The 26,178-nt window shown below is 71.3% G+C and carries 21 protein-coding genes and 1 pseudogene; 10 read left to right on the top strand and 12 right to left on the bottom strand.

Going from position 1 to position 26,178, the window contains the following annotated elements; all coding sequences use genetic code 11:
- Positions 1-148 precede the first annotated feature (148 nt).
- Positions 149-622 (bottom strand): annotated as a pseudogene (locus AAFF41_RS36920) (PucR family transcriptional regulator); the annotation flags it as partial.
- A gap of 228 nt (positions 623-850) precedes the next feature.
- On the opposite strand from AAFF41_RS36920, the gene dnaK reads away from it, so the two are divergent.
- From dnaK to AAFF41_RS36880, 8 genes are read left to right on the top strand one after another with little or no spacing between them, the layout of a single operon-like run.
- Positions 851-2,749, top strand: coding sequence for a molecular chaperone DnaK (gene dnaK / locus AAFF41_RS36915; RefSeq protein ID WP_319754087.1), 1,899 nt, complete (start codon positions 851-853; stop codon positions 2,747-2,749).
- An 8-nt stretch (positions 2,750-2,757) separates the two neighbouring features.
- Positions 2,758-3,369 (top strand): nucleotide exchange factor GrpE, encoded by a 612-nt coding sequence (locus tag AAFF41_RS36910; protein ID WP_343325305.1) that lies wholly within the window; start codon positions 2,758-2,760, stop codon positions 3,367-3,369.
- Positions 3,370-3,375: 6 nt separating this feature from the next.
- Positions 3,376-4,329, top strand: a complete 954-nt coding sequence (locus tag AAFF41_RS36905) for a J domain-containing protein (protein WP_319754085.1) — start codon at positions 3,376-3,378, stop codon at positions 4,327-4,329.
- On the top strand, positions 4,326-4,733 hold the full coding sequence (locus AAFF41_RS36900) for a chaperone modulator CbpM (RefSeq protein ID WP_319754084.1): 408 nt from the start codon (positions 4,326-4,328) through the stop codon (positions 4,731-4,733). Before AAFF41_RS36905 ends, AAFF41_RS36900 begins: the two co-directional genes overlap by 4 nt.
- Positions 4,724-7,363 (top strand): ATP-dependent chaperone ClpB, encoded by a 2,640-nt coding sequence (clpB, locus tag AAFF41_RS36895; protein ID WP_319754083.1) that lies wholly within the window; start codon positions 4,724-4,726, stop codon positions 7,361-7,363. Before AAFF41_RS36900 ends, clpB begins: the two co-directional genes overlap by 10 nt.
- Positions 7,360-7,806: a thioredoxin gene (trxA, locus tag AAFF41_RS36890; RefSeq protein ID WP_343325304.1), complete on the top strand. Its 447-nt coding sequence runs from the start codon at positions 7,360-7,362 to the stop codon at positions 7,804-7,806. The genes clpB and trxA overlap by 4 nt, the downstream gene beginning before the upstream one ends.
- A gap of 5 nt (positions 7,807-7,811) precedes the next feature.
- Positions 7,812-8,075, top strand: coding sequence for a UBP-type zinc finger domain-containing protein (locus tag AAFF41_RS36885; protein WP_168499985.1), 264 nt, complete (start codon positions 7,812-7,814; stop codon positions 8,073-8,075).
- Complete coding sequence (locus tag AAFF41_RS36880; RefSeq protein ID WP_319754081.1) at positions 8,075-9,862, top strand: FAD-dependent oxidoreductase; 1,788 nt, start codon at positions 8,075-8,077, stop codon at positions 9,860-9,862. The genes AAFF41_RS36885 and AAFF41_RS36880 overlap by 1 nt, the downstream gene beginning before the upstream one ends.
- Before the next feature lie 138 nt (positions 9,863-10,000).
- Here AAFF41_RS36880 and AAFF41_RS36875 read toward each other — a convergent pair whose 3' ends face one another.
- The 9 genes from AAFF41_RS36875 to AAFF41_RS36835 all read right to left on the bottom strand — a co-directional run bounded on the left by AAFF41_RS36875 (position 10,001) and on the right by AAFF41_RS36835 (position 21,907).
- Positions 10,001-12,118, bottom strand: coding sequence for an SWIM zinc finger family protein (locus tag AAFF41_RS36875; protein WP_343326408.1), 2,118 nt, complete (start codon positions 12,116-12,118; stop codon positions 10,001-10,003).
- 26 nt (positions 12,119-12,144) lie between these two features.
- Positions 12,145-15,003, bottom strand: coding sequence for a DEAD/DEAH box helicase (locus AAFF41_RS36870; RefSeq protein WP_343326407.1), 2,859 nt, complete (start codon positions 15,001-15,003; stop codon positions 12,145-12,147).
- Positions 15,004-15,109: 106 nt separating this feature from the next.
- On the bottom strand, positions 15,110-15,691 hold the full coding sequence (locus tag AAFF41_RS36865; protein WP_319752398.1) for a sugar kinase: 582 nt from the start codon (positions 15,689-15,691) through the stop codon (positions 15,110-15,112).
- The gene (locus AAFF41_RS36860) at positions 15,688-16,833 is read right to left on the bottom strand and encodes an ROK family glucokinase (RefSeq protein ID WP_319752397.1); all 1,146 of its coding nucleotides are present in this window, start codon (positions 16,831-16,833) and stop codon (positions 15,688-15,690) included. Before AAFF41_RS36860 ends, AAFF41_RS36865 begins: the two co-directional genes overlap by 4 nt.
- A 149-nt stretch (positions 16,834-16,982) precedes the next feature.
- On the bottom strand, positions 16,983-17,807 hold the full coding sequence (locus AAFF41_RS36855; protein WP_319752402.1) for an ATP-binding cassette domain-containing protein: 825 nt from the start codon (positions 17,805-17,807) through the stop codon (positions 16,983-16,985).
- 17 nt (positions 17,808-17,824) lie between these two features.
- Positions 17,825-18,886 (bottom strand): ABC transporter permease, encoded by a 1,062-nt coding sequence (locus AAFF41_RS36850; RefSeq protein WP_319752396.1) that lies wholly within the window; start codon positions 18,884-18,886, stop codon positions 17,825-17,827.
- The gene (locus AAFF41_RS36845; protein WP_319752395.1) at positions 18,883-19,887 is read right to left on the bottom strand and encodes a sugar ABC transporter substrate-binding protein; all 1,005 of its coding nucleotides are present in this window, start codon (positions 19,885-19,887) and stop codon (positions 18,883-18,885) included. The genes AAFF41_RS36850 and AAFF41_RS36845 overlap by 4 nt, the downstream gene beginning before the upstream one ends.
- A 140-nt stretch (positions 19,888-20,027) precedes the next feature.
- Positions 20,028-21,020: a sugar ABC transporter substrate-binding protein gene (locus AAFF41_RS36840; RefSeq protein WP_343325303.1), complete on the bottom strand. Its 993-nt coding sequence runs from the start codon at positions 21,018-21,020 to the stop codon at positions 20,028-20,030.
- Between the two features lie 149 nt (positions 21,021-21,169).
- Positions 21,170-21,907, bottom strand: a complete 738-nt coding sequence (locus AAFF41_RS36835; RefSeq protein WP_060898451.1) for a GntR family transcriptional regulator — start codon at positions 21,905-21,907, stop codon at positions 21,170-21,172.
- A gap of 128 nt (positions 21,908-22,035) precedes the next feature.
- Between AAFF41_RS36835 and AAFF41_RS36830 the strand changes: the two genes are divergently transcribed.
- Positions 22,036-23,046 (top strand): Gfo/Idh/MocA family protein, encoded by a 1,011-nt coding sequence (locus AAFF41_RS36830; protein ID WP_343325302.1) that lies wholly within the window; start codon positions 22,036-22,038, stop codon positions 23,044-23,046.
- Between the two features lie 78 nt (positions 23,047-23,124).
- Here the strand turns inward: AAFF41_RS36830 and AAFF41_RS36825 are convergent, their stop codons facing one another.
- Together AAFF41_RS36825 and AAFF41_RS36820 are read right to left on the bottom strand one after the other, a co-directional pair.
- A complete protein-coding gene (locus AAFF41_RS36825; RefSeq protein ID WP_343325301.1) occupies positions 23,125-24,297 on the bottom strand; it encodes a cytochrome P450 family protein in 1,173 nt (390 codons plus the stop codon).
- 41 nt (positions 24,298-24,338) lie between these two features.
- Entirely contained in the window at positions 24,339-25,013 is a 675-nt protein-coding gene (locus AAFF41_RS36820) for a response regulator transcription factor (RefSeq protein WP_319752392.1), read from the bottom strand.
- A gap of 114 nt (positions 25,014-25,127) precedes the next feature.
- Between AAFF41_RS36820 and AAFF41_RS36815 the strand changes: the two genes are divergently transcribed.
- Entirely contained in the window at positions 25,128-26,156 is a 1,029-nt protein-coding gene (locus tag AAFF41_RS36815; RefSeq protein ID WP_319752391.1) for an aldo/keto reductase, read from the top strand.
- Positions 26,157-26,178 lie beyond the last annotated feature (22 nt).

Here is a 26,178-nt window from a genome sequence, read left to right as displayed (position 1 = left end):
TGCGTTCGCCTCGCTCCGGCCGCGACATCTGCCGCAGCATCCGCTGACGCTCAGGCTGCCGCCGTCCACAGGCGGCGTCGGACACCTTCCCGGCCCCTTCGAGGCTGACTGCCGCCGGCACCGCTCACACAACAGTTCTAGCGGGGCATCAGCCGGGGCCGCCCAGCACGATCTTCCCCACTCGGGTCGCCACCTGGAGGTTGAGCCGGTCCTCGACGTTCGCGAGGTCGTTGCCGCTGATGTCGCGGATGCGCTGGAGCCGATAGCGCAGCGTGCTGCGGTGGATCGCGAGGGATTCGGCGGTCTCGTCGTAGTTGCCGCCGCAGTCGAAGTACCGGGACAGGGTCTCCACCATGGCCGTGTGGTGCTGGGAGTCGTAGTCGATGAGCTGCCCGAGCCACTCGTGGACGAACGTCTCCAGTTCCCGGTAATCGTTGCCGGGTCCCAGGATGCGGTACAGGCCGAGCTCGTCGAAGAACGTCGTGCCGTAGTGCTCGCGGGAGTGGCGGCGTACTTCCAGGGCGCGCTGCGCCTGCTGGTAGTGGTGGGGGATGTCGTCCAGGGAGTCGCAAGGGGCGCTCACCCCGATCGTCCCGGACCGTGTCCCGGTACCCGCTCCCAGGCCGGCTCATCCGAGATGTCCGGATTCTTGCTCTCGTACTCGTGGGGCGACCGGACCCGTGCATTCCTGACTCGCCAGGCGCAGGCGTGGAGGCACCCGGTTCGTCACCCTGGGGAGTGCTCGAGACCTTCCGTGCGCACGGGTGGGAAACCGGCGGAGGTCCCACCCCTACCTGAACGAATGTGATCCGGAGAGTCGACGCGGGCGCCGTACCGGGAGGAGCTCCTCATGGCCAAGGCAGTGGGCATCGACCTGGGCACCACCAACTCGGTGATCGCCGTGTGGGAGGGCGGCGAGCCGTCCGTCGTGCCCAACAGCGAGGGCAACCGCACGACACCGTCCGTGGTGGCCTTCACCGACACCGGGGAACGCCTGGTGGGCCAGCTGGCCCGGCGCCAGGCGATCCTCAACCCCAAGGGCACCATCTACTCGGCCAAGCGGTTCATCGGCCGACACTTCGACGAGATCTCCGACGAGGCCAGGGCGGTGGCGTACGACGTCGTCGAGGGCGACGGCGGGGCGGCCCGCTTCAAGGTGCGCGACAAGCTCTATGCGCCTGAGGAGATCAGCGCACAGGTGCTGCGCAAACTCGCCGACGACGCCTCCAAGCAACTCGGGGAGCGGGTCACGGAGGCGGTCATCACGGTGCCCGCCTACTTCAACGACGCTCAGCGCACCGCCACCAAGGACGCCGGACGGATCGCGGGACTGGAGGTGCTGCGGATCATCAACGAGCCGACGGCGGCCGCCCTCGCGTACGGCATGGACAAGAAGCAGCACGAGACCGTCCTCGTCTTCGACCTGGGCGGTGGCACCTTCGACGTGAGCATCCTCGACGTCGGCGACGGCGTGGTGGAGGTGCGCTCCACCGCCGGCGACAGTCATCTGGGCGGCGACGACTTCGACCGGCGTCTGGTGGATTACCTCGCGGACGACTTCCAGAAAGCGAACGGCATCGACCTGCGGAAGGACCCGCAGGCGCTGCAACGACTGTTCGAGGCGGCGGAGAAGGCCAAGACCGAGCTGAGTTCGGTGACGCAGACGCAGGTCAGCCTGCCGTTCATCACCGCCGATGCCTCGGGCCCCAAGCACCTCACCGACTCGATCATGCGGTCCACGTTCGAGCAGATCACCAGCGACCTGGTGGAGCGCTGCCTGGGACCGGTCCAGCAGGCCATGGCCGACGCCAAGGTCGGCGAGAGCGACATCGACGAGGTCATCCTCGTAGGCGGATCCACCCGCATCCCCGCCGTCCAGGCGCTGGTGCGACGGCTGACCGGCGGCAAGGACCCCAACATGAGCGTCAACCCCGACGAGGTCGTGGCGCTGGGCGCCGCGATCCAGGCCGGGGTCCTCAAGGGCGAGGTCAAGGACGTCCTGCTGCTCGACGTCACGCCCTTGTCGCTGGGCGTGGAGACGCGCGGCGGAGTGATGACGAAGATCGTCGAGCGGAACACCACCATCCCCGTGCGCCGCAGCGAGACCTTCTCCACCGCCGAGGACAACCAGCCCGCCGTCGACATCGTCGTCCTCCAGGGCGAGCGCGAGCGGGCCGCCGACAACCGGGTGCTGGGCCGGTTCCAGCTCACCGACATCCGCCCGGCGCCGCGGGGCGAACCACAGGTCGAGGTCACCTTCGACATCGACGCCAACGGCATCCTCAACGTCAGCGCGCGCGACAAGGACACCGGCAAGGAACAGGGCATCACCATCAGCGAGAGCTCCAACCTGGACCGCAGTGAGGTCGAGCGCATGGTCGAGGAGGCCGAGCACAACCGGGGCCAGGACCAGGCACTCCGCGAGGCCGTCGACGCCCGCAACGAACTCGACGCGATCGCCTACCAGGTCGAGAAGCGCCTCGCCGAACTGGGCGACGCAGCGCCCGCGCACGAAAAGGCACGCGCCGAGATGCTCGTGTCCGACGCCCGGGCGGCGGTCAAGGACGAGGCAGGCGTGGAGCGCGTGCGGCCCCTGACCTCCGAACTCCAGCAGGTGCTCGCCGGGCTGGCGGCCCATCAGGGCGCCGCTGCCACGGGCGGTCCCGGCCAGAGCGCCGCCACCGGCGGTCCCACGAGTGGCGGTGCCGGTAGCGATGATGTCATCGACGCCGAGTTCGACAAGGGCTGAGGCGCGCCATGCCCACCCACCCCCAGGAAACCGACCGGACCGGGTCGGATCCGGTCGAACCGGTCCCGGAGGGCGCCGTACGCCCTCCTCGCGGGGATTTGCCGCAACCGGGCCCGCCGACCCGGCCGGAAGCGGCGAACGGCGAACCGGGACCCGATGCCGCCGGCCCCGCGCCTGCCGAGGACGAGTACACGACCGCGATCCAGGAACTGGAGGACCGCTGGCGGCGCGCACTCGCCGACCTCGACAACCTTCGCAAGCGTCACGCCAGGGAACTGGAGCGCGAACGGGTGGTCGAGCGGTCCCGCACGGCGGCCGCCTTCCTGCCCGTCCTCGACAACCTCGAACTCGCCCTGACCCATGCCGACGCCGATCCGGGCGCGATCGTGGAGGGCATCCGGGCGGTCCGCGACCAGGCGGTGAACGTCCTCGAACTGCTCGGCTACCCACGGCACGCGGAGACCGGCGTCGCCTTCGACCCGGCCCGGCACGAGGTGGTCGGCGTCGTCCAGGCCCCCGACGCCCCACCGGGCACGGTCGTCGAGGTGCTGCGCCCCGGCTACGGGGACGGCGAGCGGCAGCTCAGGCCGGCCGCGGTGACCGTCGCGAAGCGGGAGTGACCGGTCATGGCGCGGGACTTCTACGAGGTGCTGGGCGTGTCGCGGAGCGCGAGCCAGGACGAGATCCAGCAGGCGTATCGCAAACTCGCCCGCAGGTACCACCCCGACGTCAACAAGGACCCCGGGGCGGAGGAGCGTTTCAAGGACCTCAACGAGGCATACAGCGTCCTGTCCGATCCCAAGACCCGGGCCCGCTACGACCGCTTCGGCGAGGACTTCCGCAAGATCCCCGAGGACTTCGACGAACGGGTCGCGGCCGGAGCGGGCGGCGGCTTCCGCGGTCGGAGGACCGCAGGCGGTGGCGGTCCTCGCGTCCGGTACACCACCGGCTTCGGCGACGACTTCGGCGCGGAGGGCGTTGACATCGAGGACCTGCTCGGCTCCATGTTCGGAGTCGGCACCGCCCGAGGCGGCGTCCCCGGAGCGGACCAGGAGGCCGAGCTGCCGCTCACCGTCGAGGAGGCGTACCGAGGCGGCCGTCGCACCGTCACGCTCGCCGGTCCCACCGGGCAGCCGCGGCGGTACGAGGTCGACGTGCCGCCGGGCGTCACCGACGGGCAGCGCATCCGGCTGGCGGGCGAGGGCGGCCGGGGCAGTGGTGACGCCGCCGCGGGCGACCTGTACCTGCGGGTGCGTATCCAGCCCCACTCCCGGTTCCGGCTGCACGGCCGCGACGTACACGTCCAGGTCCCGGTCGCCCCCTGGGAGGCGGCCCTGGGTGCGACCGTGCCGGTGCCCACCCCCGGCGGCGGCACGGCCAAGGTCACGGTGCCCGCGGGCTCGTCCAGCGGCCGGCGGCTGCGGCTGCGCGGCGAGGGCATGCCGAACCCGCGCGGCGCGAACGGCGACCTGTACGCCGAGCTCCGGATCATGGTGCCGCCCAAGCTCAGCGACCGGGAGCGCGAACTGTTCGAGGAGCTCGCCGCCACTTCCTCGTTCGACCCCAGGAGGACGCGATGAACGACCGACCCGCGGGAGCGGCAGGCATCGGCTGGGCCGGCGGGGGCGCCCGTCCGGTGCGAACGGGCGCCGACCTCACCGCCTCGACGGCTGTCCGGTACGCGCTCGTGGCCGCCCCCAGGCTCTCCCTCGACGCCGTGGCCCGTCGCTCGGGCCTCCACCCCGATCTGATCCGCCGGTTCGTCGCCCTCGGCCTTGTCGACGCCGAACGCGACGCCGCGGGGCGCCTGGTGTTCGACCCCGCGGCCCCGGCGGTCCTGGCCCGCGTCCAGCGGCTGCGCACCGGACTCTGCCTCAACTACGCATCCATCGGCCTGGTGGTCGACCTGCTCGACCGCATCAGCCTGCTCGAAGCCGCCCTGCGCGGCCGCGGCATGAGGAGTGAAACACCCCCATGGACATGAACCGTCTCACCCAGAAGTCCCAGGAAGCCCTCGAGGAGGCCCAGACCGCGGCCGGCCGCATGGGGCACACCGAGGTCGACGGGGAACACCTGCTGCTCGCACTTCTCGATCAGGAGGACGGTCTGATCCCGCGGTTGCTGCAACAGGCCGGCACCGAACCGAAGGAACTGCGCGCGGCCGTGCGCGAGGAACTCTCCCGCCGCCCGAAGGTCACCGGGCCCGGCGCGGCACCCGGCCAGGTCTTCGTCACCCAGCGCCTCGCCCACCTGCTCGACGCCGCCGATCGGGAGGCCAAACGTCTCAAGGACGAGTACGTGTCCGTGGAACACCTCCTGCTCGCCCTGGCTGAGGAGAGCTCTTCAACCGCCGCCGGGCGACTGCTCAAACAGGCCGGCATCACCAGGGACTCGTTCCTGAGCGCGCTCACCCAGGTCCGCGGCAACCAGCGCGTCACCTCCGCCAACCCCGAAGTGGCCTACGAGGCTCTGGAGAAGTACGGCCGCGACCTGGTCCTCGAGGCTCGGTCCGGGCGTCTGGACCCGGTCATCGGCCGTGACGCGGAGATCCGCCGCGTCACCCAGATCCTCAGCCGCAAGACCAAGAACAACCCCGTCCTCATCGGCGACCCCGGCGTCGGCAAGACCGCCATCGTCGAGGGCCTCGCCCAGCGCATCGTCCGCGGCGATGTCCCCGAGGGCCTGCGCGACAAGACGGTGTTCGCCCTCGACATGGGTTCCCTGGTCGCCGGCGCCAAGTACCGCGGCGAGTTCGAGGAACGCCTCAAGGCCGTGCTGTCCGAGGTGAAGGCCGCCCAAGGGCGCATCCTGCTCTTCGTCGACGAACTCCACACGGTCGTCGGCGCAGGCGCCGCCGAAGGAGCCATGGACGCGGGCAACATGCTCAAGCCGATGCTCGCCCGCGGCGAACTCCACATGATCGGCGCCACCACCCTCGACGAGTACCGCAAGCACATCGAGAAGGACGCCGCCCTCGAACGCCGCTTCCAACAGGTCCTGGTCGACGAGCCGAGCGTGGAGGACGCCATCTCCATCCTGCGCGGACTGCGCGAACGCCTCGAGGTCTTCCACGGCGTGAAGATCCAGGACACCGCGCTGGTCTCCGCGGCCACCCTCAGTCACCGCTACATCACCGACCGATTCCTGCCCGACAAGGCCATCGACCTCGTCGACGAGGCGTGCGCCCGGCTGCGTACCGAGATCGACTCGATGCCCGCCGAACTCGACGAGATCACACGCCGCGTCACCCGCCTGGAGATCGAGGAGGCGGCCCTGTCCAAGGAGAGCGACCCCGCCAGCAGAACCCGCCTGGAGGAGCTGCGCAGGGAACTGGCCGACCTGCGCGGCGAGGCCGACGCCAAACACGCCCAGTGGGAGGCCGAACGGCAGGCGATCCGCCGCGTGCAGGAACTGCGCCAGGAACTGGAGCAGGTCCGCCACGAGGCGGAGGAGGCCGAACGCGCCTACGACCTCAACCGCGCCGCCGAACTCCGCTACGGCCGACTCCGGGACCTGGAGCGCCGACTCGCCGCAGAAGAGGAGCAACTGGCCGCCAAACAAGGGCAGAACCGGCTGCTGCGCGAGGTCGTCACCGAGGAGGAGATCGCCGAGATCGTCGCCGCCTGGACCGGCATCCCCGTCGCCCGCCTCCAGGAGGGCGAACGCGAGAAACTGCTGCGCCTCGACGAGATCCTGCGCGAGCGCGTCATCGGCCAGGACGAAGCCGTCAAACTCGTCACCGACGCCATCATCCGCGCCCGCTCCGGCATCCGCGACCCTCGCCGCCCCATCGGCTCGTTCATCTTCCTCGGCCCCACCGGCGTCGGGAAGACCGAGCTGGCCAAGACCCTCGCCCGGACTCTGTTCGACTCCGAGGAGAACATGGTCCGCCTCGACATGAGCGAGTACCAGGAGCGGCACACCGTCAGCCGGCTCATGGGCGCACCGCCCGGATACGTCGGCTACGAGGAGGGCGGCCAGCTCACCGAGGCCGTACGCCGCAAGCCGTACTCGGTCGTGCTGTTCGACGAGATCGAGAAGGCGCACACCGATGTCTTCAACACCCTGCTGCAGATCCTCGACGACGGCCGCATCACCGACGCCCAGGGCCGCACCGTCGACTTCCGCAACACCGTGATCATCATGACGTCCAACATCGGCTCCGAGCACCTCCTCGACGGCGCCACCGCCGAAGGTGAGATCAAGCCCGACGCCCGTGCCCTGGTGATGGGCGAACTGCGCGGGCACTTCCGCCCGGAGTTCCTCAACCGCGTCGACGACATCGTGCTGTTCAAACCGCTCGGCGAGCGGCAGATCGAGCGGATCGTGGAGCTGCAGTTCGACGAGCTGCGGCAGCGGCTCGCCGAACGCCGCATCACCGTCGAACTCACCGCCGCTGCCCGGGAAGTGATCGCCCACCAAGGCTACGACCCGGTGTACGGGGCCCGGCCGCTGCGGCGTTACATCTCCCACGAGGTCGAGACACTGGTCGGGCGCGCCCTGCTGCGCGGCGACGTCCAGGACGGCGCGACGGTGCGCGTCGACGCCGAGCACGCAGAGCTGGTGGTCACCTACGACCAGCCCGAGGACGTGAAGGGAGCGCGGGCGGCATGAGCACGATGCAGGCGACAACCGTCAGTTGTCCGAACTGCGGGCGCACCAACCGGGTACCCGTGGCCGCCGAGGGCCGCCCCAAGTGCGGCCACTGCAAGCAGCCCCTACCGTGGATGGTGGACGCGGGCGACGACGACTTCACCGAGGTCGTCGAACAGGCCACCGTGCCCGTCGTCGTCGACCTGTGGGCCACCTGGTGCGGCCCCTGCCGCATGGTCAGCCCCGCCCTCGAACAGGTCGCCCAGGACCTCGCCGGCCGCATCAAACTCGTCAAGGTCGACATCGACAAGAACCCGAGGCTGTCGCAGCGGTTCGAGGTCCAGGCGGTACCGACACTGCTCGTCCTCGACAAAGGACAGACCATCGCCCGGCAGGCGGGGGCCGCACCTGCCCCTGCCCTGCGCCAGTGGGTGGAGAACTCGATCATGGCCCGGGAAGGGTGATCCGGATGACCCTGCACGCAGACCCTCACCTCGCGCTCGTCCGGCCGGTCCGGCCACTGACCCCCGAAGGGTGTCAGGAGTGTCTGCTGCTCGGCTCCCCGTGGGTCCACCTGAGGCTCTGCCTGACCTGCGGGCACGTCGGCTGCTGTGACTCCTCGCCGAACAAGCACGCGCGCAGGCACGCCGCTGCCGACGCCCATCCGATCGTGCAGTCGTTCCAACCCGGCGAGGATTGGCGCTGGTGCTACGTCCACGAGGCGTTCGTCTGATGTCCGGCGACCAGCCGCTGCCGGGCGGAGAACCGGTGCCGGAGGAAGCGGACGAGGCCGCCTTCTGGGAGACCCCGGACATCTACGGCGCGTATCCGCGCCTTACGGAGGACCAGATAGCACGTCTGGCGGAGCACGGGCAACGCCGGAGCATGGCTCCGAACGACGTGCTGATCCGGGAGGGGGAGCGCTGCGAGACGTTCTTCGTCGTCCTCAGCGGTACGGTCGCCGTCGTCGAGGGCTACGGCACTCCCGAGGAACACGTGCTGCGCGTGCACGGCCCCGGTCGCTTCATCGGCGAACTCGGGCTGCTGCACGGACAGGTGGCCTTCTACACCGCTGTCGCCAGGGACCCGGGCGAGGTCCTCGTCGTCTCCTTGGCCCCATTGCGCCACCTGGTGTCCCAGGACTCCACCATCGGGGACCTCGTGCTGCGCGCCTGTCTGGGCCGTCGCGCGCTGCTCGTCGGACAGGGCGCCGGCTTCCGCATCATCGGCTCGCGCTACTCGCCCGACACCCGGCGGCTGCGCGAGTTCGCCATCCGCAACCGGCTGCCGCACCGCTGGATCGACCTGGAGACCGACGAGGAGGCCGAGGACCTGCTGCGCCGCTTCGGCGTCGGCCCGGAGGAGACACCGCTCGTCATCTGGCGGGACACCACCCTGTTGCGCAACCCCAGCAACGCGGAACTGGCCCGGCTCATCGGCCTGCCGTCACTGCCCGCCGGAAACCGTCACGGCGACGTCCTCATCGTCGGCTCCGGACCCGCCGGCCTCGCTGCCGCGGTGTACGCCGCCTCCGAGGGCCTGAGCACCACCGTGGTGGAGGCGATGGCCACCGGCGGCCAGGCCGCCACGTCGTCCCGCATCGAGAATCTGCTCGGCTTCCCCGCCGGCATCTCAGGCGCCGAACTCACCGAACGCGCCGTGCTCCAAGCCGACAAGTTCGGCGCCAGGATCAGCATTCCGCTGGAGGCGACCGGTCTCCATCCCAAGGACGAGGACCACTACGTGGTGGCGTTCGCCGACGGCAGCGAGATCGCCGCCCGCGCCGTCGTCCTGGCCACGGGCGCCCGCTACCGCCGGCTCCAGGTGCCCGGCATCGAACGCCTGGAGGGAACGAGCGTCCACTACTCGGCGACCGTCTACGAGGCCCAGCAGTGCCGCACCGACCCGGTGGCCGTCGTCGGCGGAGGCAACTCGGCGGGCCAGGCGGTGCTGTTCCTCGCCGGGTACGCGCCGAAGGTGCACCTGCTGGTCCGAGGACCCAGCCTTGAGGCCAACATGTCCCGCTACCTGGTCGACCAGGTCGAACGCCATCCGCGGGTGGAGGTCATGCTGCACACCGAAGTCACCGAGGTCATCGGCCAGGAGGTGCTGGAGGAACTCGACGTGGTCGACAACCGCACGGGCGGGCACCGCCGACTCGCGGTACGGGGCCTGTTCGTCTTCACCGGCGCCGACCCCCACACCGAGTGGCTCGCCGGCATCATCGCCCTCGACTCCCGCGGCTTCGTCCTCACCGGCCCGGAGGCCCAGGAAGCCTGCGCCTACCCCGAGGTGTGGCACGGCCGCGGGCGCTCGTGCATGACCCTGGAGACCAGCCTGCCCGGGGTCTTCGCGGTAGGGGACGTCCGTAGCGGCTCGGTGAAACGGGTGGCCTCCGCGGTCGGCGAAGGCGCGATGAGCATCCACTTCGTGCACCGCCACCTGGGCCGCACGGCCGCGCACGGCAGCACCGACAGCTCACCGCACACCCGTCCGAAGGAGTCCGCTTGGCTCGCATGACGCCCAGGAGATGCGGGATCTGAGGGATCTGACGCGGTCACGGACAGCGATGACGCTGGAACGGGCTCGGATGATGGTCAGCCTGCCTGTGGTGCCTGCCCGGGATGCCGCGTGACTCGCTCGGCGCGGGCCGGCGGATCAGAGCTCGCCGGGGGCGCCGAGGCCGGTCAGGGCGCCGACCGGGTCGAGGTCGGGGGTGCCCCGGGGCCACCAGTCCTCGTGGCCCGGTTCCGATTCGTAGGCGTACCAGAGGCCGTCGTGGCCCAGGCGGAGCTGGGCGTGGCCGCGGGGGTGGGTGAGGTGGTTGCGCCAGGGGCGGAAGGCGGGGAGGTCGGCGGCGAGCAGGAGGGGGCGGGCGCGGTCGAAACGGCCCGCGGGCGGGTCCCAGGGCTCTTCCAGGACCGTGAGTCCTTCGAGGCCGCCCTGCCGCCAGGCGGCGACCGCGCGCGCCAGGTCGGCGGGGGTACGGCCGGCGGCGGAGGCCAGCGAGGCGTACAGGGCGCGGGTCCCGGCGGTGAGGCCGGAACCGGGGCGGGCGGCGGCGAGCCGTACCGCGTCCTGCCACAGCGTCAGCTCCGCGACCGGGTCGCGGCCCGTGGTGAGCAGCGCGTGCGCGCGGGCGGCCGCGTCCGTGGCGAGCTGGTCCAGCGCGAACGGGTCGGGGCCGCCCGGCGCGCCCGGGTAGATCGGCGGCTGCTCGGGGTGCGCGGGGGCGGGCAGCGGCGCCGGGAGAGGCGGCAGCGCCCGACGCGCGAGGGCGTCACGGGCCCGTACGCCGGGCAGTGGCGCCGACTGCTGTTCCTGGGCGGCGCGGGCCGCGCGGGTGGCGTTGCGGCGGGACAGCGCGTCCAGCAGCTCGCGCTCGCCCCTGCCGCGCAGCAGAAGCAGCACGAAGGGGTCCTCGTCGAGCAGACGTGCCGTCTGGTAGCAGAGGGCGGCGGCGTGTTTACAGGGGTGGCCGTGGTCGGGGCAGCTGCACTGGGGTGCCAGGTCGCCGGGGCCGGGGAGCAGGTCGGCTCCGCAGTCCGCGAGCGACTTGGGCATCTCCTTGTCGAGGAGGGCCGCGATGTGCCCGGGGCGCTCGGCCGCCGCGTCGAGGAAACGGTCCCAGTCGCCGTCGTCCAGCGTCCGCAGTCGGACCTGGACGCGGTACGGCCGCGGGCGGCTCCCGTGGACATAGGCCAGCACGAGTCCCGGTGTGACGGTGATGGCGTCGACGTGCCCCCGGTCGGCGTACGCCCCTCCGCGCGCCAGCCGCGCCGCGTCCAGGGCTCCCTCTTCGAGAGCGCGTACCCAGGCGTTGCCCCACCACGTCTCCGCAAAGGTGTCCGCGTGCGAGGTGCGGGCGGGGAGCGCTTCGAACGTGCGGCGCAGCTCGCCGTCGCGGCGCGGGGATGCCATGGAGCGCGGCACGGCGACGGCCGACGGGATCGTGCTCGCCTCGCTGAGCCGGGGCTGCGTCGGGAGCGCCGGGTGCGCTGGGTGCGCCGAGTTGCGGCGCCCCCTCTCGGCGTCGGCTTCGGCGTCGGTCTTGGTGTCGCTGTTGGCGTCGAGGGCGGTCTCGGTGTCGATGTCGCTGTCGGTCTCGGTCTCGACGTCGGTCTTGGTGTCCGTGTCGGGGTGCGCCGGACGTCCGGTGTCGGTTGTCTCGCGGGGCGCTTCGGCGCCGGGCAGCTCGAAGGCCTCCGCGAGCACCTCTCGTACGTCCCGGACCCGGGCTCCCCGGTCCTGGTCCCGTCGGTCGCGCCGGGCCCGCGCACCGGCCGCCGCACGCTCTGCCGACCGGTGCGCGCTTCCGGCTCCCTTGGTCTCCGCCGCCGTCCGCGCCTGCCGGGCCTCCGTGCGCGCCGCGCGCAGTGCCTCGCGGGCGATGTCACCAGGACGCGTGCCGGCTGGGGGCACGTCGGCGGACGGAGCGTCCGCCGTCTCCGCGCGGGCCGAAGGCCGTACCGGACCGGGTTGGGCGCCTGAGGCGGTCTCCGGATCCGGGACGGGGTCGGCACCCGAACTCGGGTCCGGATGCGGACCGCTCCCCCTCGTGGCGGCCCGGCGCAGGGCCTCCCTGGCCGCGTCGCCCGGTCGGGCCGCCGGGGAGGTCACCCCGTCCGACCGCGAAGCCGGCTCGTCCCCCGCCGCCGCGCCCAGGGTGTCGCGCTCCCGCGCGGCCCGCAGCGCGCGACGCGCCACGTCGGCGGGGCGCGGCCCGGCTGCCGGGCGTGATGGTTCGGAGGCCGGCGCGTCCGCGTCCCCGTTCACCGGCCGCGTCTCTTCCTGCGGACCGTTCACGACGACCTCCGCAGTGACACCAGGTCCGACAGCTCGCGGTCGGTCAGTTCGGTCAGGGGGGCCTCGCCGGAGCCCAGGATGGCGTCGGCGAGCGCCCGCTTGGCTTCGAGCATCTCGGCGATGCGGTCCTCGACCGTGCCCTCGGTGATGAGGCGGTGCACCTGGACGGGCTGGGTCTGACCGATGCGGTAGGCGCGGTCGGTGGCCTGTTCCTCGACGGCCGGGTTCCACCAGCGGTCGAAGTGGACGACGTGGCCCGCCCGGGTGAGGTTCAGGCCGGTGCCCGCGGCCTTGAGGGACAGCACCAGGATCGGGGTGGCCCCGCTCTGGAAGCGGTCCACCATGTGTTCGCGTTCGGCGACCGGCGTGCCGCCGTGCAGGAGCTCCACCGGGACGGCGCGCGCGGCCAGGTGGGCGGTGATCAGTCGGGCCATCCCCACGTACTGGGTGAAGACCAGCGCCGAGCCGTCCTCGGCGAGCAGTGTGTCCAGCAGTTCGTCGAGCAGGGCGAGCTTGCCGGAGCGGGCGGAGGGTCCGAGCGCGGCGGCCCGGGCGTCCTCCTTCAGGAACAGCGCCGGGTGGTTGCAGATCTGCTTGAGGGAGGTGAGGAGCTTCAGGACCAGGCCGCGGCGGGCGATGCCCTCGGTCGTCTCGATGGCGAGCATCGACTCGCGGACCACGGCCTCGTAGAGGGACGCCTGCTCACGGGTCAGGGGGACCGGGTGGTCCGTCTCCGTCTTGGGCGGGAGCTCGGGGACGATCCCGGGGTCGGACTTCTTGCGACGGAGCAGGAAGGGGCGGATCAGCCGGGCCAGGCGGGCGATCGCCTCCTCGTCCTCGCCGTTCTCCACGGCGCGCGCGTGTCGGGCGCGGAAGGACTTGAGAGGTCCGAGCAGGCCGGGCGTCGTCCAGTCCAGCAGGGCCCACAGCTCGGAGAGGTTGTTCTCCACGGGCGTGCCGGTGAGAGCCACGCGCGCGGGGGACGGGATGGTCCGCAGGGCCTTCGCCGTCGCCGAGTAGGGGTTCTTGACGTGCTGGGCCTCGTCGGCGACGACCATGCCCCACGTCTGCTGGGCGAGCCGGGGCGCGGCCGAGCGCATCGTGCCGTAGGTGGTCAAGACGAAACCGCCGTCGAGGTCCTCCAGGGTGCGGTCGGGGCCGTGGAAGCGGCGGACCGGGACGCCGGGCGCGAAACGGTTGATCTCCCGCTGCCAGTTGCCCATCAGCGATGCCGGGCAGACGACCAGGGTGGGTTCGCCGCGGTCCCGGCGCAGGTGCAGGGCGATGACGGTGATGGTCTTGCCGAGGCCCATGTCGTCGGCGAGGCAGCCGCCGAGGCCGAGGGAGGTCATGAGGTCGAGCCAGGCGAGGCCCCGCAGCTGGTAGTCCCGCAGCCGGGCCTGGAGGCCCGGGGGCGGCTCCACGGGGGTGATGCCGGCCGTCAGACGGTCGCGCAGCGTGGCGAGGGCGCCGACCGGCACCGCCTCGACCGTCTCGCCGTCGACCTCCGCGGTGCCGGTGAGCGCCACGGACAGGGCGTCGACCGGGTCGAGCAGGCCCAGCTCCCGCTTGCGGGCCTTGCGGACGAGGGCGGGGTCGACGAGGACCCACTGGTCGCGCAGCCGGACGACGGGGCGGTGGGCCTCGGCGAGGGCGTCCATCTCGGCCTCGGTGAGCGGGTCGCCGCCGAGGGCCAGCTGCCAGCGGAACTGGAGCAGTTCCTCGCTCTCGAAGAATCCGGTGCCGTCCGTGGCCGAGCCGGGCGCGGGGCGCACCACCGCGGCGGCACTGAGGTCGTGGGCGAGGTCGCGGGGCCAGTGGACGGCGACGCCGGCCGCGCCGAGGCGGGTCGCGGCGATGCCGAGCAGGTCGGAGAGCTCCTCTTCGGAGAGTGCGAGGACGTCGGGCACGTCCTGTTCGGACAGGCGGTCCAGGGGCGGCCAGACGCGGGCGGCGCGGCGCACGGCCAGCGCCGCGTCCACGCGCGCGCGGGGGCCGAAGGCCGTGTCGGCGTCGTCCTCCCACAGGGCCGCGGCGTCGACGACGAGGGTGGGGTCGGCGAGGCTGTGCACCTGGACGACGGCGGCGCCCGCGCGGTGCGCGCCCTCGCCGTCCTCGAAGAGCTGGTACGCCGACAGGTCCAGGCGGAGCGAGATCCGTACGCCCGCGTCCATGCCCGCGGCGACCTCGGCGGCCCAGTCGTGGGCTCCGGGCAGCCGCTGCGGCTCTCCGGCCGCGAAGGGTTTCCCTGAGGTGTGGGGAGCGGCGGGGGTACGCGGCAGGGTGTCGGCGACCGCGTCCAGGAAGGAGCGCATCAGCGCTTCCGGGTCGGGCAGCCGGAGGGGGCCCTTGCCGGGGAGCGGGACGGCATGCCCTTCGTACGGAAGAGCGGCGGCCACGGCGCGCAGGTGGGCGATGTCGTCCGGGTCCAGTGGGCCCGCGCGCCAGGCGTCGTGGCCCTCGGAGGTGAGTCCGGGCAGCATCCGGCCCCGCGCGACGAGCCGCAGTGCGTGCAGCGCGGCAGCGCCCCAGCAGGTCGTGGCCGGATGCGCGGCGCGGTCGTGGCGGGCCCCGGCGAGCAGCGGGAGGGCCTCGGCGATCGGCAGGGTCAGGGCGGGGACGGTGCCGCGGCGGACTCCCGAGCCGTGCGGTCGTACCACCGTCAGCTCGGTCGGCTCGGCGGACGACGTGTTCTCGGCGGGCGACCCGCTCCCGGCGCGGTCGTCGGAGGGCAGCGGCCCGCCGTCCGGGTCCCAGAAGGCGACGCGTCCCTGGCGGGGCACGGGTGCGGGCAGGAAGACGGCGGCAAGCCGCACCGGCACAGCCGTATCGGTCTTCACGGCCTCGTCGCCCATACGTCCGGTCACCTCCCGCCCCTCGGTCGAATCAGTTGTCTTCGACTCTACGGGCGGGCTCTGACAACCGGTCCCGACGGTGGCCCCGGCGCGGGGCCGGGGCGGCTCAGGGGATCGTGCGGGAGACGACGTAGACCACGGCGCGCCCGGGCTGGGGCCAGTTCACGACGATGTCCTGGGTGGGCGCCGGGTCCTTCTGTTCGTGCGTGAGGCCCCACCACGAGCCGGGGCCCGTGAACTTCCAGCCGACGACCTTCTGGTCGCGGGTGCCGATGGCGATGTTGTTCTTGCGCAGTGTGTCCCGGCTGGTGCCGACCTCCGTGAGGAACTGCTCCAGCCCCGCGCCATTGGTGGCGAACTGCACGTAGAGACGGCTGGTCTTCCAGTTGTTCGTCTCGTAGTAGGCGACGGAGACGCCGTTCAACGGGATGGGCACCTGGTAGAGGCGGCGCTGGACGCGCGAGGGCCAGCCCACGGTGAGGCCGGTCGCCGAGTAGTTCTCCTCCTTCTGCTTGCCGCTGTCGCGGCTCTGGTTGGCGGAGATCACCAGGTAGCCGGCCGGGACGCCGATGAGCAGCACGATGATCAGCAGCGTCAGGGCACGGCGGCGGAACTTGTGGCGCGGGTCCTCCGGCGGGCGCCGGGGCTCGTCCGGAGGCGAGGCCTGGCGCGGCAGCGAGGCCGTCACAGCATCCCCTGGGTCGTGCGGCGGGACTCGGAGTAGCGCTCGTACCGCTCGTAGCGCTCCACACGGCGGCGCTTGGCGCGGCGGAAGCGGCGGGCGACGAGGCGCGCGAGGTCGGCGGCGCCGACCATGCCGGCCTCGGGGCCGAGCTGGGCGCGGGCGATACGGGCCTCGGGACGGTAGCCGCGACCGGTCAGGTGGCGGCGGAAGGCGTCGCGCGCGGGGCCGATGAGGAGGTCGTCGGCCGCGCTGACGCCGCCGCCGATGACGAAGCAGGAGGGGTCCAGAGCCGCCGCCAGGTTGGCGATGCCGACGCCGAGCCACTGACCGATGTCCTGGAGCAGCTCGATGCACATGGCGTCGCCCTCGCGGGCGAGCTCGGTGATCATCGGGCCGGTGATGTCGCCGATGTTGCCCTTGACGTGCTCGATGATCCCGTACGCGACCGGGGAGTCCGCGGCGGCGAGTTCGCGGGCCTCACGGACCAGCGCGTTGCCCGAGCTGTACTGCTCCCAGCAGCCGCGGTTGCCGCACGGGCAGCGGTGGCCGCCCGGGACCACCTGCATGTGGCCGAACTCGCCCGCGACGCCGAACTTGCCGCGCTTGACCTGGCCGTCCTCCAGCAGCGCACCGCCGATGCCGGTGCCGAGCGTGATCATGACGAGGTTGTCCTCGCCACGCCCCGCGCCGAACCGCCACTCCGCCCAGGCGGCGGCGTTGGCGTCGTTGTCGACCAGGACCGGGACGGCGAGCCGCCCGGCGAGGCGGTCGCGCAGCGGCTCGTTGCGCCAGGACAGGTGGGGGGCGAAGAGGACGCGGTTGCGCTCGGCGTCGACCCAGCCGGCCGCACCGATGCCCACGGCGTGCACGTCGTGCCGGTCCGAGAGGTCCAGGACCAGCTCCACGATGGTGTCCTCGACGACCTTGGGGCTCTTGGACTTGTCCGGCGTCTCGGCGCGGAGCTTCTCCAGGATGTTGCCGTCGGCGTCGACGACGCCCGCCATCACCTTCGTGCCGCCGATGTCGATACCGACGGTGGGGACGCGGGGAGCCGTCAGATGGGAACGGCGTTCACGCGTCCCTACGGTCCGCAGGACGGTGGCCCGCGCGGAGCCGCGGTGTGCGAGGTCGCGGTAGGTGCTCATCGGGCCGATTCTGCCTCACCGCGCCGGGGGGGCGCATGGCGGAGTCCCCCTGAGCTCTCCGGGGCGCTCCGCCGGAGCGCCCTGGAGAGCCTTGGGCCGTATGTGAGCGGAGAGCCGTATGTGACTGGACGCACAGCTCCCCGCGCCCCTCAGGACGCGCTTCGCTCCAGCTCGTGTCGGAGGTCGTCCAGCTCGCTGCCGCCCGCCATCTGGCGGGTCAGCTCGTCGAGGCTGATCTCGTCGCGGGTGTGGCTGCCGAACATGGCGCCGCGCTTCAGGAGGACGAAACGGTCGCCCACCAGGTACGCGTGGTGCGGGTTGTGAGTGATGAGGACCACGCCGAGGCCGGCGTCCCGCGCGGCGGCCACGTACTTGAGGACCACGCCGGACTGCTTCACACCGAGCGCGGCGGTGGGCTCGTCGAGGACGAGGACCTTGGCACCGAAGTGGACGGCGCGGGCGATCGCCACGCACTGACGCTCACCGCCGGAGAGGGTGCCGATGGGCTGGTCGACGTCACGCAGGTCGATGCCCATGCGCAGCAGCTCCGCGTGGGTGGTCCTGCGCATGCGGTCGACGTCCATGCGCCTGAAGGGGCCCGTGCCCCTCGACAGCTCGGAACCGAGGAAGAAGTTCCGCCACACCGGCATCAGCGGGACCACGGCGAGGTCCTGGTAGACGGTGGCGATGCCCCGGTCCAGGGCCTCGCGCGGGGAGGTGAGGCGGGTCTCCTCGCCCTCGATGCTCAGGGTGCCCGCGTCGTGCTGGTGCAGGCCCGCGATGATCTTGATCAGCGTGGACTTGCCCGCGCCGTTGTCGCCGAGCACGCAGGAGATCTCCCCCGCGTGCACCTCCAGCGAGACGCCTTCGAGCGCGCGGATGTTGCCGTAGTACTTGCTGACGTCGTCGAGTTCGACGAGCGCCGTGCGTTCCGAGGCCGCCGCGCCGGTCGTCTTTCCCGCGTCCGTCGTCATGCCGTCGCCGTCCGTCGTCATGCCGTCGCCTCCGCGCGCTTGCGGACCCAGTGGTTGAGCAGGGTCGCCAGGAGCAGCATCACTCCCAGGAAGAACTTGAACCAGTCCGGGTTCCACTCGGCGAACACGATGCCCTTGCTCACCATGCCGAAGATCAGCGCGCCGACCGCCGCGCCGACCGCGGAGCCGTAGCCGCCGGTGATCAGACAGCCGCCGATGACGGCCGCGATGATGTAGATCAGCTCGTTGCCGACGCCCTCGCCGGACTGCACGACGTCGAACGAGAACAGCAGGTGCTGCCCGGAGATCCAGGCGCCGAAGGCGACACCCATGTAGAGGCCGATCTTCGTCTTGTTGACCGGGACGCCGACCGCGCGGGCCGCGTCCTCGCCACCGCCGACGGCGTAGATCCAGTTGCCGAAGCGGGTGCGCAGCAGGATCCAGGTGGCGACGACGACCAGGGCCAGCCACCACAGGATGGTGATCTTGAAGTCGACGCCGCCGATGGTGAACGTCGAGGCGAAGACGTCCCTGGCCGAGGAGAAGCCCTGCATGTCGGAGATCGACTTCGTGGACACCGTGCCACTGATCAGCTTGGTGAAGCCGAGGTTCATGCCGGTCAGCATCAGGAAGGTGCCGAGCGTGATGATGAAGCTCGGCGGGTCCGTGCGGGTCAGCATGACGCCGTTGAAGACGCCGATCGCCAGCGTGACGACCAGCGAGACGAGGACGCCGACCCAGACGTTCGCGGTCATCTGGTAGCTGAACATCGAGGAGATCAGCGCGGAGCTGGTCACCATGACGCCCGCGGAGAGGTCGAACTCGCCGCCGATCATCAGCAGCGCGACCGGTACGGCCATGATGCCGATCGTCGAGGAGGCGTACAGCACCGTGCTGAGGCTCGCGGCCCGTACGAAGCTGTCGGCGAAGATCGCGAAGAAGAGGAAGACCGCGATCGCGCCGACCACGGAGCCGAGCTCGGGCCGTCCCATGAGTCCGCGCAGGGGCGAGGTCTTCAGGAGGCGCTCGTCGACCTTGGTGTCGGGCGACGGCGCGGGTGCAGGCGCAGTGGCGCTCATCGGGTCCCCCGCTTGGTGTACTCCTCGAGCGCGGCGGCCTGATCCTTGGTGATGATCTGCGGACCGGTGAGGACCGGCTTGCCGCCGCCGAGGACATCGGCGTTGTACTTGTAGAGCCACAGCAGGTCCACGGCCTCGTACCCCTGGAGGTAGGGCTGCTGGTCGACCGCGAAGCCGAGTGTGCCGTCCTTGAGCTCCGAGGCCACCTTCGCGTTCAGGTCGAAGGTGTCGATCTCGGCCTTGCTGCCCGCGTCGGCCTTCGCCTTCACCGCGGTGTCCGCGTACGGGGCGCCGAGCGTGACGACCGTGTCGATGGACCTGTCGGCCTGCAGCTTGGCGCCGATGGAGGACTGCACGTCGGGCATGCTGGTGCCCTGGACGTAGAGATTCTGCACGGTGCCGTGGAAGGTGCTCTTCACACCCGCACAGCGCTGCTCGTGGCCGACGTTGCCCTGCTCGTGCAGGATGCACAGGGCCTTCTTGCGGCCCCGCTTGTTCAGCTCCTCGCCGACCGCCTCACCGGCGATCGTCTCGTCCTGCCCGATGTGGGCGAGCGCGCCGAACGCCTTGGACTGCTCGGAGCCGGAGTTCACCGTGATCACGGGGATGCCGGCCTTCTCGGCGCGCGCCACGGCGGCCTTCATCGCGTCCGGCTTGGCCAGCGTGACGATGATGCCGTCGACCCGCTTGTCCACGGCGGCGTCGACGAGCTGCGCCTGCTGCTGCGCCTCGGCGTTGTGCGAGTACAGGAAGTCGATGTTGTCCTTGACCGCGGCCTGCTTGGCGCCGTTCTGCACGATGTCCCAGAACGTGTCGCCATCGCCCGAATGGGTGATCATCGCGAAGGTCCACTTGGGCGTGTTCACCGCGGCCCTGCCCTGGGCCGACGCCGCCTTACGGGCATCCTCGGCCCGCTTCCCGCCGGTGCTGCTGCATCCCGCGAGGGACACCCCCAGCGCCCCTGCGAGCGCGATGCTTACCCAGGTCCGAGTCCGTGCCACGAGGCCGTGCCCTTCTTGCTGTGTTCTTTGGTGCGCCGGGGCCCGCGAAGCGGCCCGGCGGGCCATTCCGCAGGCCCCGGGGGCCGACATCTCGCCGGCCCCAAACGCCCAAGTATCGAACACTGGGATCGTGCACCCCATCAGCGGGTCCCGCGCGCGGTGTACTTCTCGAGGGTCGAGGCGTCCTTCTCGGTGATGATGGCCGGGCCGGTCAGGACCGTCTTGCCGCCGCCGAGGATGTCGCCGTTGGTCTTGTAGAGCCACAGCATGTCGATGGCCTCGTACCCCTGGAGGTAGGGCTGCTGGTCGACCGCGAAGCCGACCTCCTTGGCCTGGAGGCGCTTGACCACCTCCGCGTTCAGGTCGAAGGTGTCTATCTCCGCCTTGCTGCCCGCGTCGGCCTTGGCCTTCACCGCGACGGCGGCGATCGGGGCGCCCAGGGTGACGACGGCGTCGATACCCTTCGTGGCCTGGAGCTTCGCCTCGACGGAGGACTGGGTGGCGGGGGCGTTGGTGCCGTCGACGTTGAGGTTCTCGAGCGTGCCCTTGAAGGTCTTCTTCACGCCCGCGCAGCGCTGCTCCAGCGAGACGTTGCCCTGCTCGTGGATGACGCAGACGGCCTTCTTCAGGCCCCGGTTGTTCAGCTCCTCGCCGACGGCCTCACCGGCGACCGACTCGTCCTGGCCGAAGTGCGCGAGCGCCCCGAACCGCTTGGAGAACTCGGCACCGGAGTTGATCGTGACGACCGGGATACCCGCCTGTTCGGCCTTGGCGAGGACGTCCTTCATGGCATCGGGCTTGGCCAGGGTGACGACGATCCCGTCGACCTTCTTGTCGATGGCGGCCTGAACGAGCTGGGCCTGCCCGCCCGCTTCCTTGTCGTTCGAGTACAGGAAGTCGACGTTGTCCTTGCTCGCCGCCTGCTTGGCGCCGCTCTGCACGATGTCCCAGAAGGTGTCACCCTCGCCGGAGTGCGTCACCATCGCGATCTTCAGACGGGGCGTACCCGCGGCCTTGCCGCCGCTCCCGCCGGCGCTCGCCCTGTTCTCGGAGTCCTTGCCACCGGAGTTGCTGCAGCCGGCCGCGAGCGCGATCACGGCGATCACCGCCGCTGCCGTTCGGGCTGTACGCATGGTCGGAACACCCTCTTTTCCGCCGCACCTTTGCGGCTGAGGGGAGTTCTAGCTTTGCGCCCGCACACCAGTCAATGGACTTTTTAGAACATTCTTACGATTCAAATTCAGCCTCGCCGAAGCCGGTTCACCACCCCTTCACGACCGCTTCACGGCCGTACGAGGAGCTGGAATTCGAAGGAGTAGCGCGAGGCGCGGTACATGTGACTGCCGAACTCGACCGCGCGCCCGGTGTCGTCGAAGGTGGTGCGCTGCATGGTGAGCAGCGGTGCCCCCTCGGGCTCACCGAGCCGCTCCCCCTCCTCCGCGGTGGCCGCGCGGGCGCCGACGGACTGGCGGGCGCTGTGCAGCGTGATGCCCGCGGCCCGCATCAGCCGGTACAGCCCGGTGGCCTCCATCTGCTCGCTGTCCAGCTCCAGCAGCTCCGGGGGCAGATAGTTGCAGAGGTACGCCATCGGCTCCCCGTGGGCGAGCCGCAGCCGCTCCACCCGGTGCACGTCACTGCCCTCGGCCACGCCCAGAGCGGCCGCGACCTCGGCGGACGCCGGTACGACGGTGTTGACGAGCACCCGGGTCGCGGGACGCTGCCCGGCCGCCTCCAGGTCGTCGTACAGACTGCTGAGCTCCAGGGGCCGCTTGACCTGGCTGTGCACGACCTGGGTGCCGACACCACGGCGGCGCACCAGCAGACCCTTGTCGACGAGGGACTGGATGGCCTGACGGACCGTGGGTCGGGACAGCCCGAGACGCCCCGCGAGCTCGATCTCGTTGCCGAGAAGGCTGCCCGGGGTCAGGGTCCCGTGCTCGATCGCCGCCTCCAGCTGTTGGGAGAGCTGGAAGTACAGCGGGACCGGACTGCTGCGGTCGACGCTGAGCTGGAGCGACACGGTCGGATCCTCTTCTGGTTTCGGCACGGGCCGAGCGTAGCTCCGGGAGATGTTGACGGGAAGTTGTGTAGTTCGATTGTCCGGACAAAGCATTGACAGCGTGCCTGGTGGGCCCGCACTTTGTTCCCATGCGCATCGGACTTATCGGAACGGGTCGAATCGGTACATTTAACGCGACCGTTCTCAACCGCCACCGCGAGGTCGGCTCCCTCATCGTCACGGACGCGGACTCGGTGAGGGCACATGCGGTCGCGGACCGGTTGGGCGCCACGGCGGCACCCAGCGTGGACGAGATCTTCACCTGGGGCGTGGACGCCGTGGTGATCACGGCGGCCACCTCGGCGCACGGCGAACTGATCGGTAGGGCAGCGCGCATGGGGCTCCCGGTGTTCTGCGAGAAGCCCATCGCCGTCGATCTGCCGGGCACGCTGTCCGCGCTCGCCGAGGTCGACGCGGCCGGCACGGTCCTGCAGCTGGGCTTCCAGCGCCGCTTCGACACGGGCTACGCGACCGCGCGGGAGGCGGTGCGCTCGGGGCGGCTCGGACGGCTGCACACCATCCGCGCGATGACCTCCGACCAGTCGCCGCCCCCGGCCGCGTACCTCCCGATCTCCGGCGGCATGTACCGCGACTGCCTCGTCCACGACTTCGACATGCTGCGCTGGATCACCGGCCGCGAGGTCGTCGAGGTGTACGCCATGGGCTCCGACGCCGGGCCCTCGATGTTCCGTGAGGCGCACGACATCGACACGGCCGCCGCCGTCCTCACCCTGGACGACGGCACGCTCGCCACGGCGACCGCGACCCGGCTGAACGGCGCGGGCTACGACGTACGCATGGAGCTGGCCGGCGAGCTGGACCAGATCGGCGTCGGCCTGGACGACCGTACGCCCATCGCCTCCACCGAACCGGCCGGACCGCCGGCCGCCGACAAGCCGTGGACCGGTTTCCTGGAGCGCTTCGGCCCTGCCTACGAGGCCGAGCTCGCCGCCTTCGTCGACGTCGTGCGCGGCGAACGCGCCAACCCCTGCGACGGGCAGGAGGCCCTGCACGCCCTGCGCATCGCCGAGGCCTGCGAGCTGTCGCGGCTGGAGAGACGCCCGGTGTATCTGGCGGAGATCCCCGGCAGACGGGACTGAGCGAACGCATCGGTGCCGCTCCCCGCCCGAAACCGCACCACCGTCACCCCTCCACTCACTCCCCCCACGCACCACCACTCACCAGCGCACCGGCAGGCTGCGCAGACCGCGCATCAGCATGCCCGAGAGCCAGTCACCAGGGGGCCCGTCCAGCGCGAGATCCGGGCATCTCTCCAGCAGGGAGCACAGCGCGACCCGGGCTTCGAGACGGGCCAGCGGCGCACCCAGGCAGTAGTGGATGCCGTGCCCGAAGGAGAGATGGCCCTGCGGGGCGCGGTGGATGTCGAAGCGGTCCGGATCCGGGCAGCGCGCAGCGTCACGGTTCGCGGCGTCGAGCCCGATCATCACCGGGTCACCCGCCGCGATGGCCCTGCCACCGATCTCCAACGGCTCCGCCGCATAGCGGTACGTCGCGGTCTCCACCGGTCCCTCGAAGCGCAGCACCTCCTCCACCGCGCCGTCGAGGAGCGTCATGTCGGCCCGCAGCGCGGCGAGCTGGTCGGGGTGGGTGAGCAGGGCGTGCACACCGTTCGTGATCAAGTTGACCGTGGTCTCGTGGCCCGCGACCAGCAGGATGAACGCCATCCCGCGCAACTCGGCACGGGAGAGCCGGTCGCCGTCCTCGGCCCGGGTGCGGATGAGGTCGCTGAGCAGGTCGTCGCCGGGTGCCGTGCACCGCTTGTCCTCGATCAGCTCATCGAGATAGGCGGCCAGCTGCCGGACGGCGGCCAGCTCGGAGTCTCCATCGGTCGGCGTCACGATCTCGTTCGACATCGCGCGGAACGCCACCCGGTCGATGTCCGGGACGCCGAGCAGCTCGCAGATGACGGTGATCGGCAGCGGATAGGCGAACGAGTCGACGAGGTCGGCTCTCCCCTTCGGCAGCATCTCGTCCAGCAGTTCGTCGGTGATCTGCTGGACGCGCGGGCGCAGCGCCTCCACCCGCCGCATGGTGAACGCGCCCGTGACGAGGGAGCGCAGCCGGGTGTGCTCCGGCGGGTCGGCGATCAGCACATACCGGCCCATCAGCTCTTCTTCGAGCGAACTCCACCCCCCTCTCCTCGTGTCCTTGGAGAGCCTCGGGTCGGCTAGAGCGGCCCGCGCCTCCTCGTAGCCGACGACGAGCCAGCCCTCGTACGCGCCCGGCTGCGGTGTCCGCACCCAGTGGACGGGGCCGCGCTCGCGCAGCGCCGCGTACACCGGATACGGGTCCCGCGTGAACCCCGCGCCGTACTCGCCCAGATCGATCATGGTCCCCCTCCCGTTGTCCTTCCAACGCGCGGGCGCCACGCTCAGTGCCCGTCGTCTCCCTCCAGGAGTCCCGCGTCGTACGTCAACAGTGCGATCTGCACACGGTTGTTGAGGCCGAGCTTGGCGAGGATCCGTGAGACATGGGTCTTGACGGTGGCGACGCTCATGTACAGCTCGGCGGCGATCTCGGCGTTGGAGGAGCCCTGGCCGACGGCCACGGCGACCTCGCGTTCACGGTCGTTGAGCGCGCCGATCCGGTCCCGAGCGCCGGTGCGCCGCCCGCCCGGCGCCCCACCGGCCGCGTGCTCCATCAACTGGCGGGTGACGGCGGGCGAGAGCACGGGGTCACCGGCCGCGACCCGGCGTACCGCGTCGAGGATCTGCACAGGCGGCGTGTCCTTGAGGACGAACCCGGCGGCACCCGCGCGCAGCGCCCGCAGCACCTGGTCGTCGGCGTGAAACGTGGTGAGGACCACGACCTGCGGCGCGTTCTCGCGCCCTCGCAGCCGTTCGGTGGCCGTGAGTCCGTCGATCACCGGCATCCGGATGTCCATCAGGACGACGTCCGGGCGGGTGCGGTCGACGAGCGCCTCGACCTCGCCGCCGTCCGCGGCCTCGCCGACGATCTCGATGTCGTCGGCGCCGCCCATCATGAAGGACAGGCCGGCCCTGACCAGCGGATCGTCGTCGACGAGAAGCAGCCGGATCGCATTCATGGTGCCTACCGTAGGTGCCCGCCGGGGCATTACCCACGCCTCGACCGCGACGAACGACTACCGTCGGCCGCCAGGACAGTCTCGACGGGGTCTCTCCCGGGAGTGAGGAGTTCAGTGCGCTATCGGCTCTTGGGCAGGACCGGCCTGCGCGTCTCGGAGCTGTTCCTCGGTGCCATGACGTTCGGGGAGCAGGGCGGGGTGGGGGCGCCGAAGGAGGAGTGCGCGCGGATCCTCGACGCGTACGCGGAGGCGGGCGGCAACGTGGTGGACACGGCCGTCAACTACCGCGGCGGCGCCAGCGAGGAGATCGTGGGGGAGTTACTCAGAGGCCGACGCGACCGTTTCGTCCTCTCCACCAAGTACACCGTCTCCCGTGACGGCACCGACCCGAACGCCGCCGGGAACCACCGCAAGAACCTCGCCCTCTCCCTGGAGACGAGCCTGCGGCGCCTCGACACGGACTACATCGACGTCTACTGGGTGCACATCTGGGACCGGAACACGCCGGTCGAGGAGACCATGCGCGCCCTGGACGACGCCGTACGGTCCGGCAAGGTCCTGTACGTGGGCATCTCGGACGCGCCCGCCTGGGTGGTCTCGCGGGCCAACACCCTTGCCGAGTGGCGGGGTTGGTCCCCCTTCGCCGCGCTCCAGGTGCCCTACAGCCTGCTCAGCCGCGACGCGGAGCGCGAGCTCCTCCCCATGGCGGAGACCCTCGGCATGTCGGTGGCCGCGTGGAGTCCGCTGCACAACGGCGTCCTGTCGGGCAAGTACACACGTCCGGGCGGTGTGGCCCCCGGCACGGCGACCCGCCTCTCCCCCGAGGCGATCGGGGAACTCGAACGGACGGTGGCCGAAGCGGTCCGGTCGGCGGCCGACGAACTCGGCGCCTCCCCGGCCCAGGTGGCCATCGCCTGGACCATGGCCCACTCCCCCACCGTCCACCCCATCATCGGCGCCCGCCATGTCACCCAGCTCACCGACAACCTGGGCGCGAGCGAACTCACCCTCCCCGACCACGTACTGACCGGCCTGGAGGAGGCCACGGCCTTCCGCACAGGCTTCCCGACAGACTTCATCAACGAGACATCGAGCTGGGTCTACGGCACCGCGGGCCACCGAGTGATCCCCCGCACCCCCTGACACACCGGCAGCCACGGCCCCG

Source organism: Streptomyces mirabilis (assembly GCF_039503195.1).
Lineage (GTDB): Bacteria > Actinomycetota > Actinomycetes > Streptomycetales > Streptomycetaceae > Streptomyces > Streptomyces mirabilis_D.
Note: the sequence above shows the minus strand (reverse complement) of the source record. Positions and strands in the feature narration are given on the sequence as shown.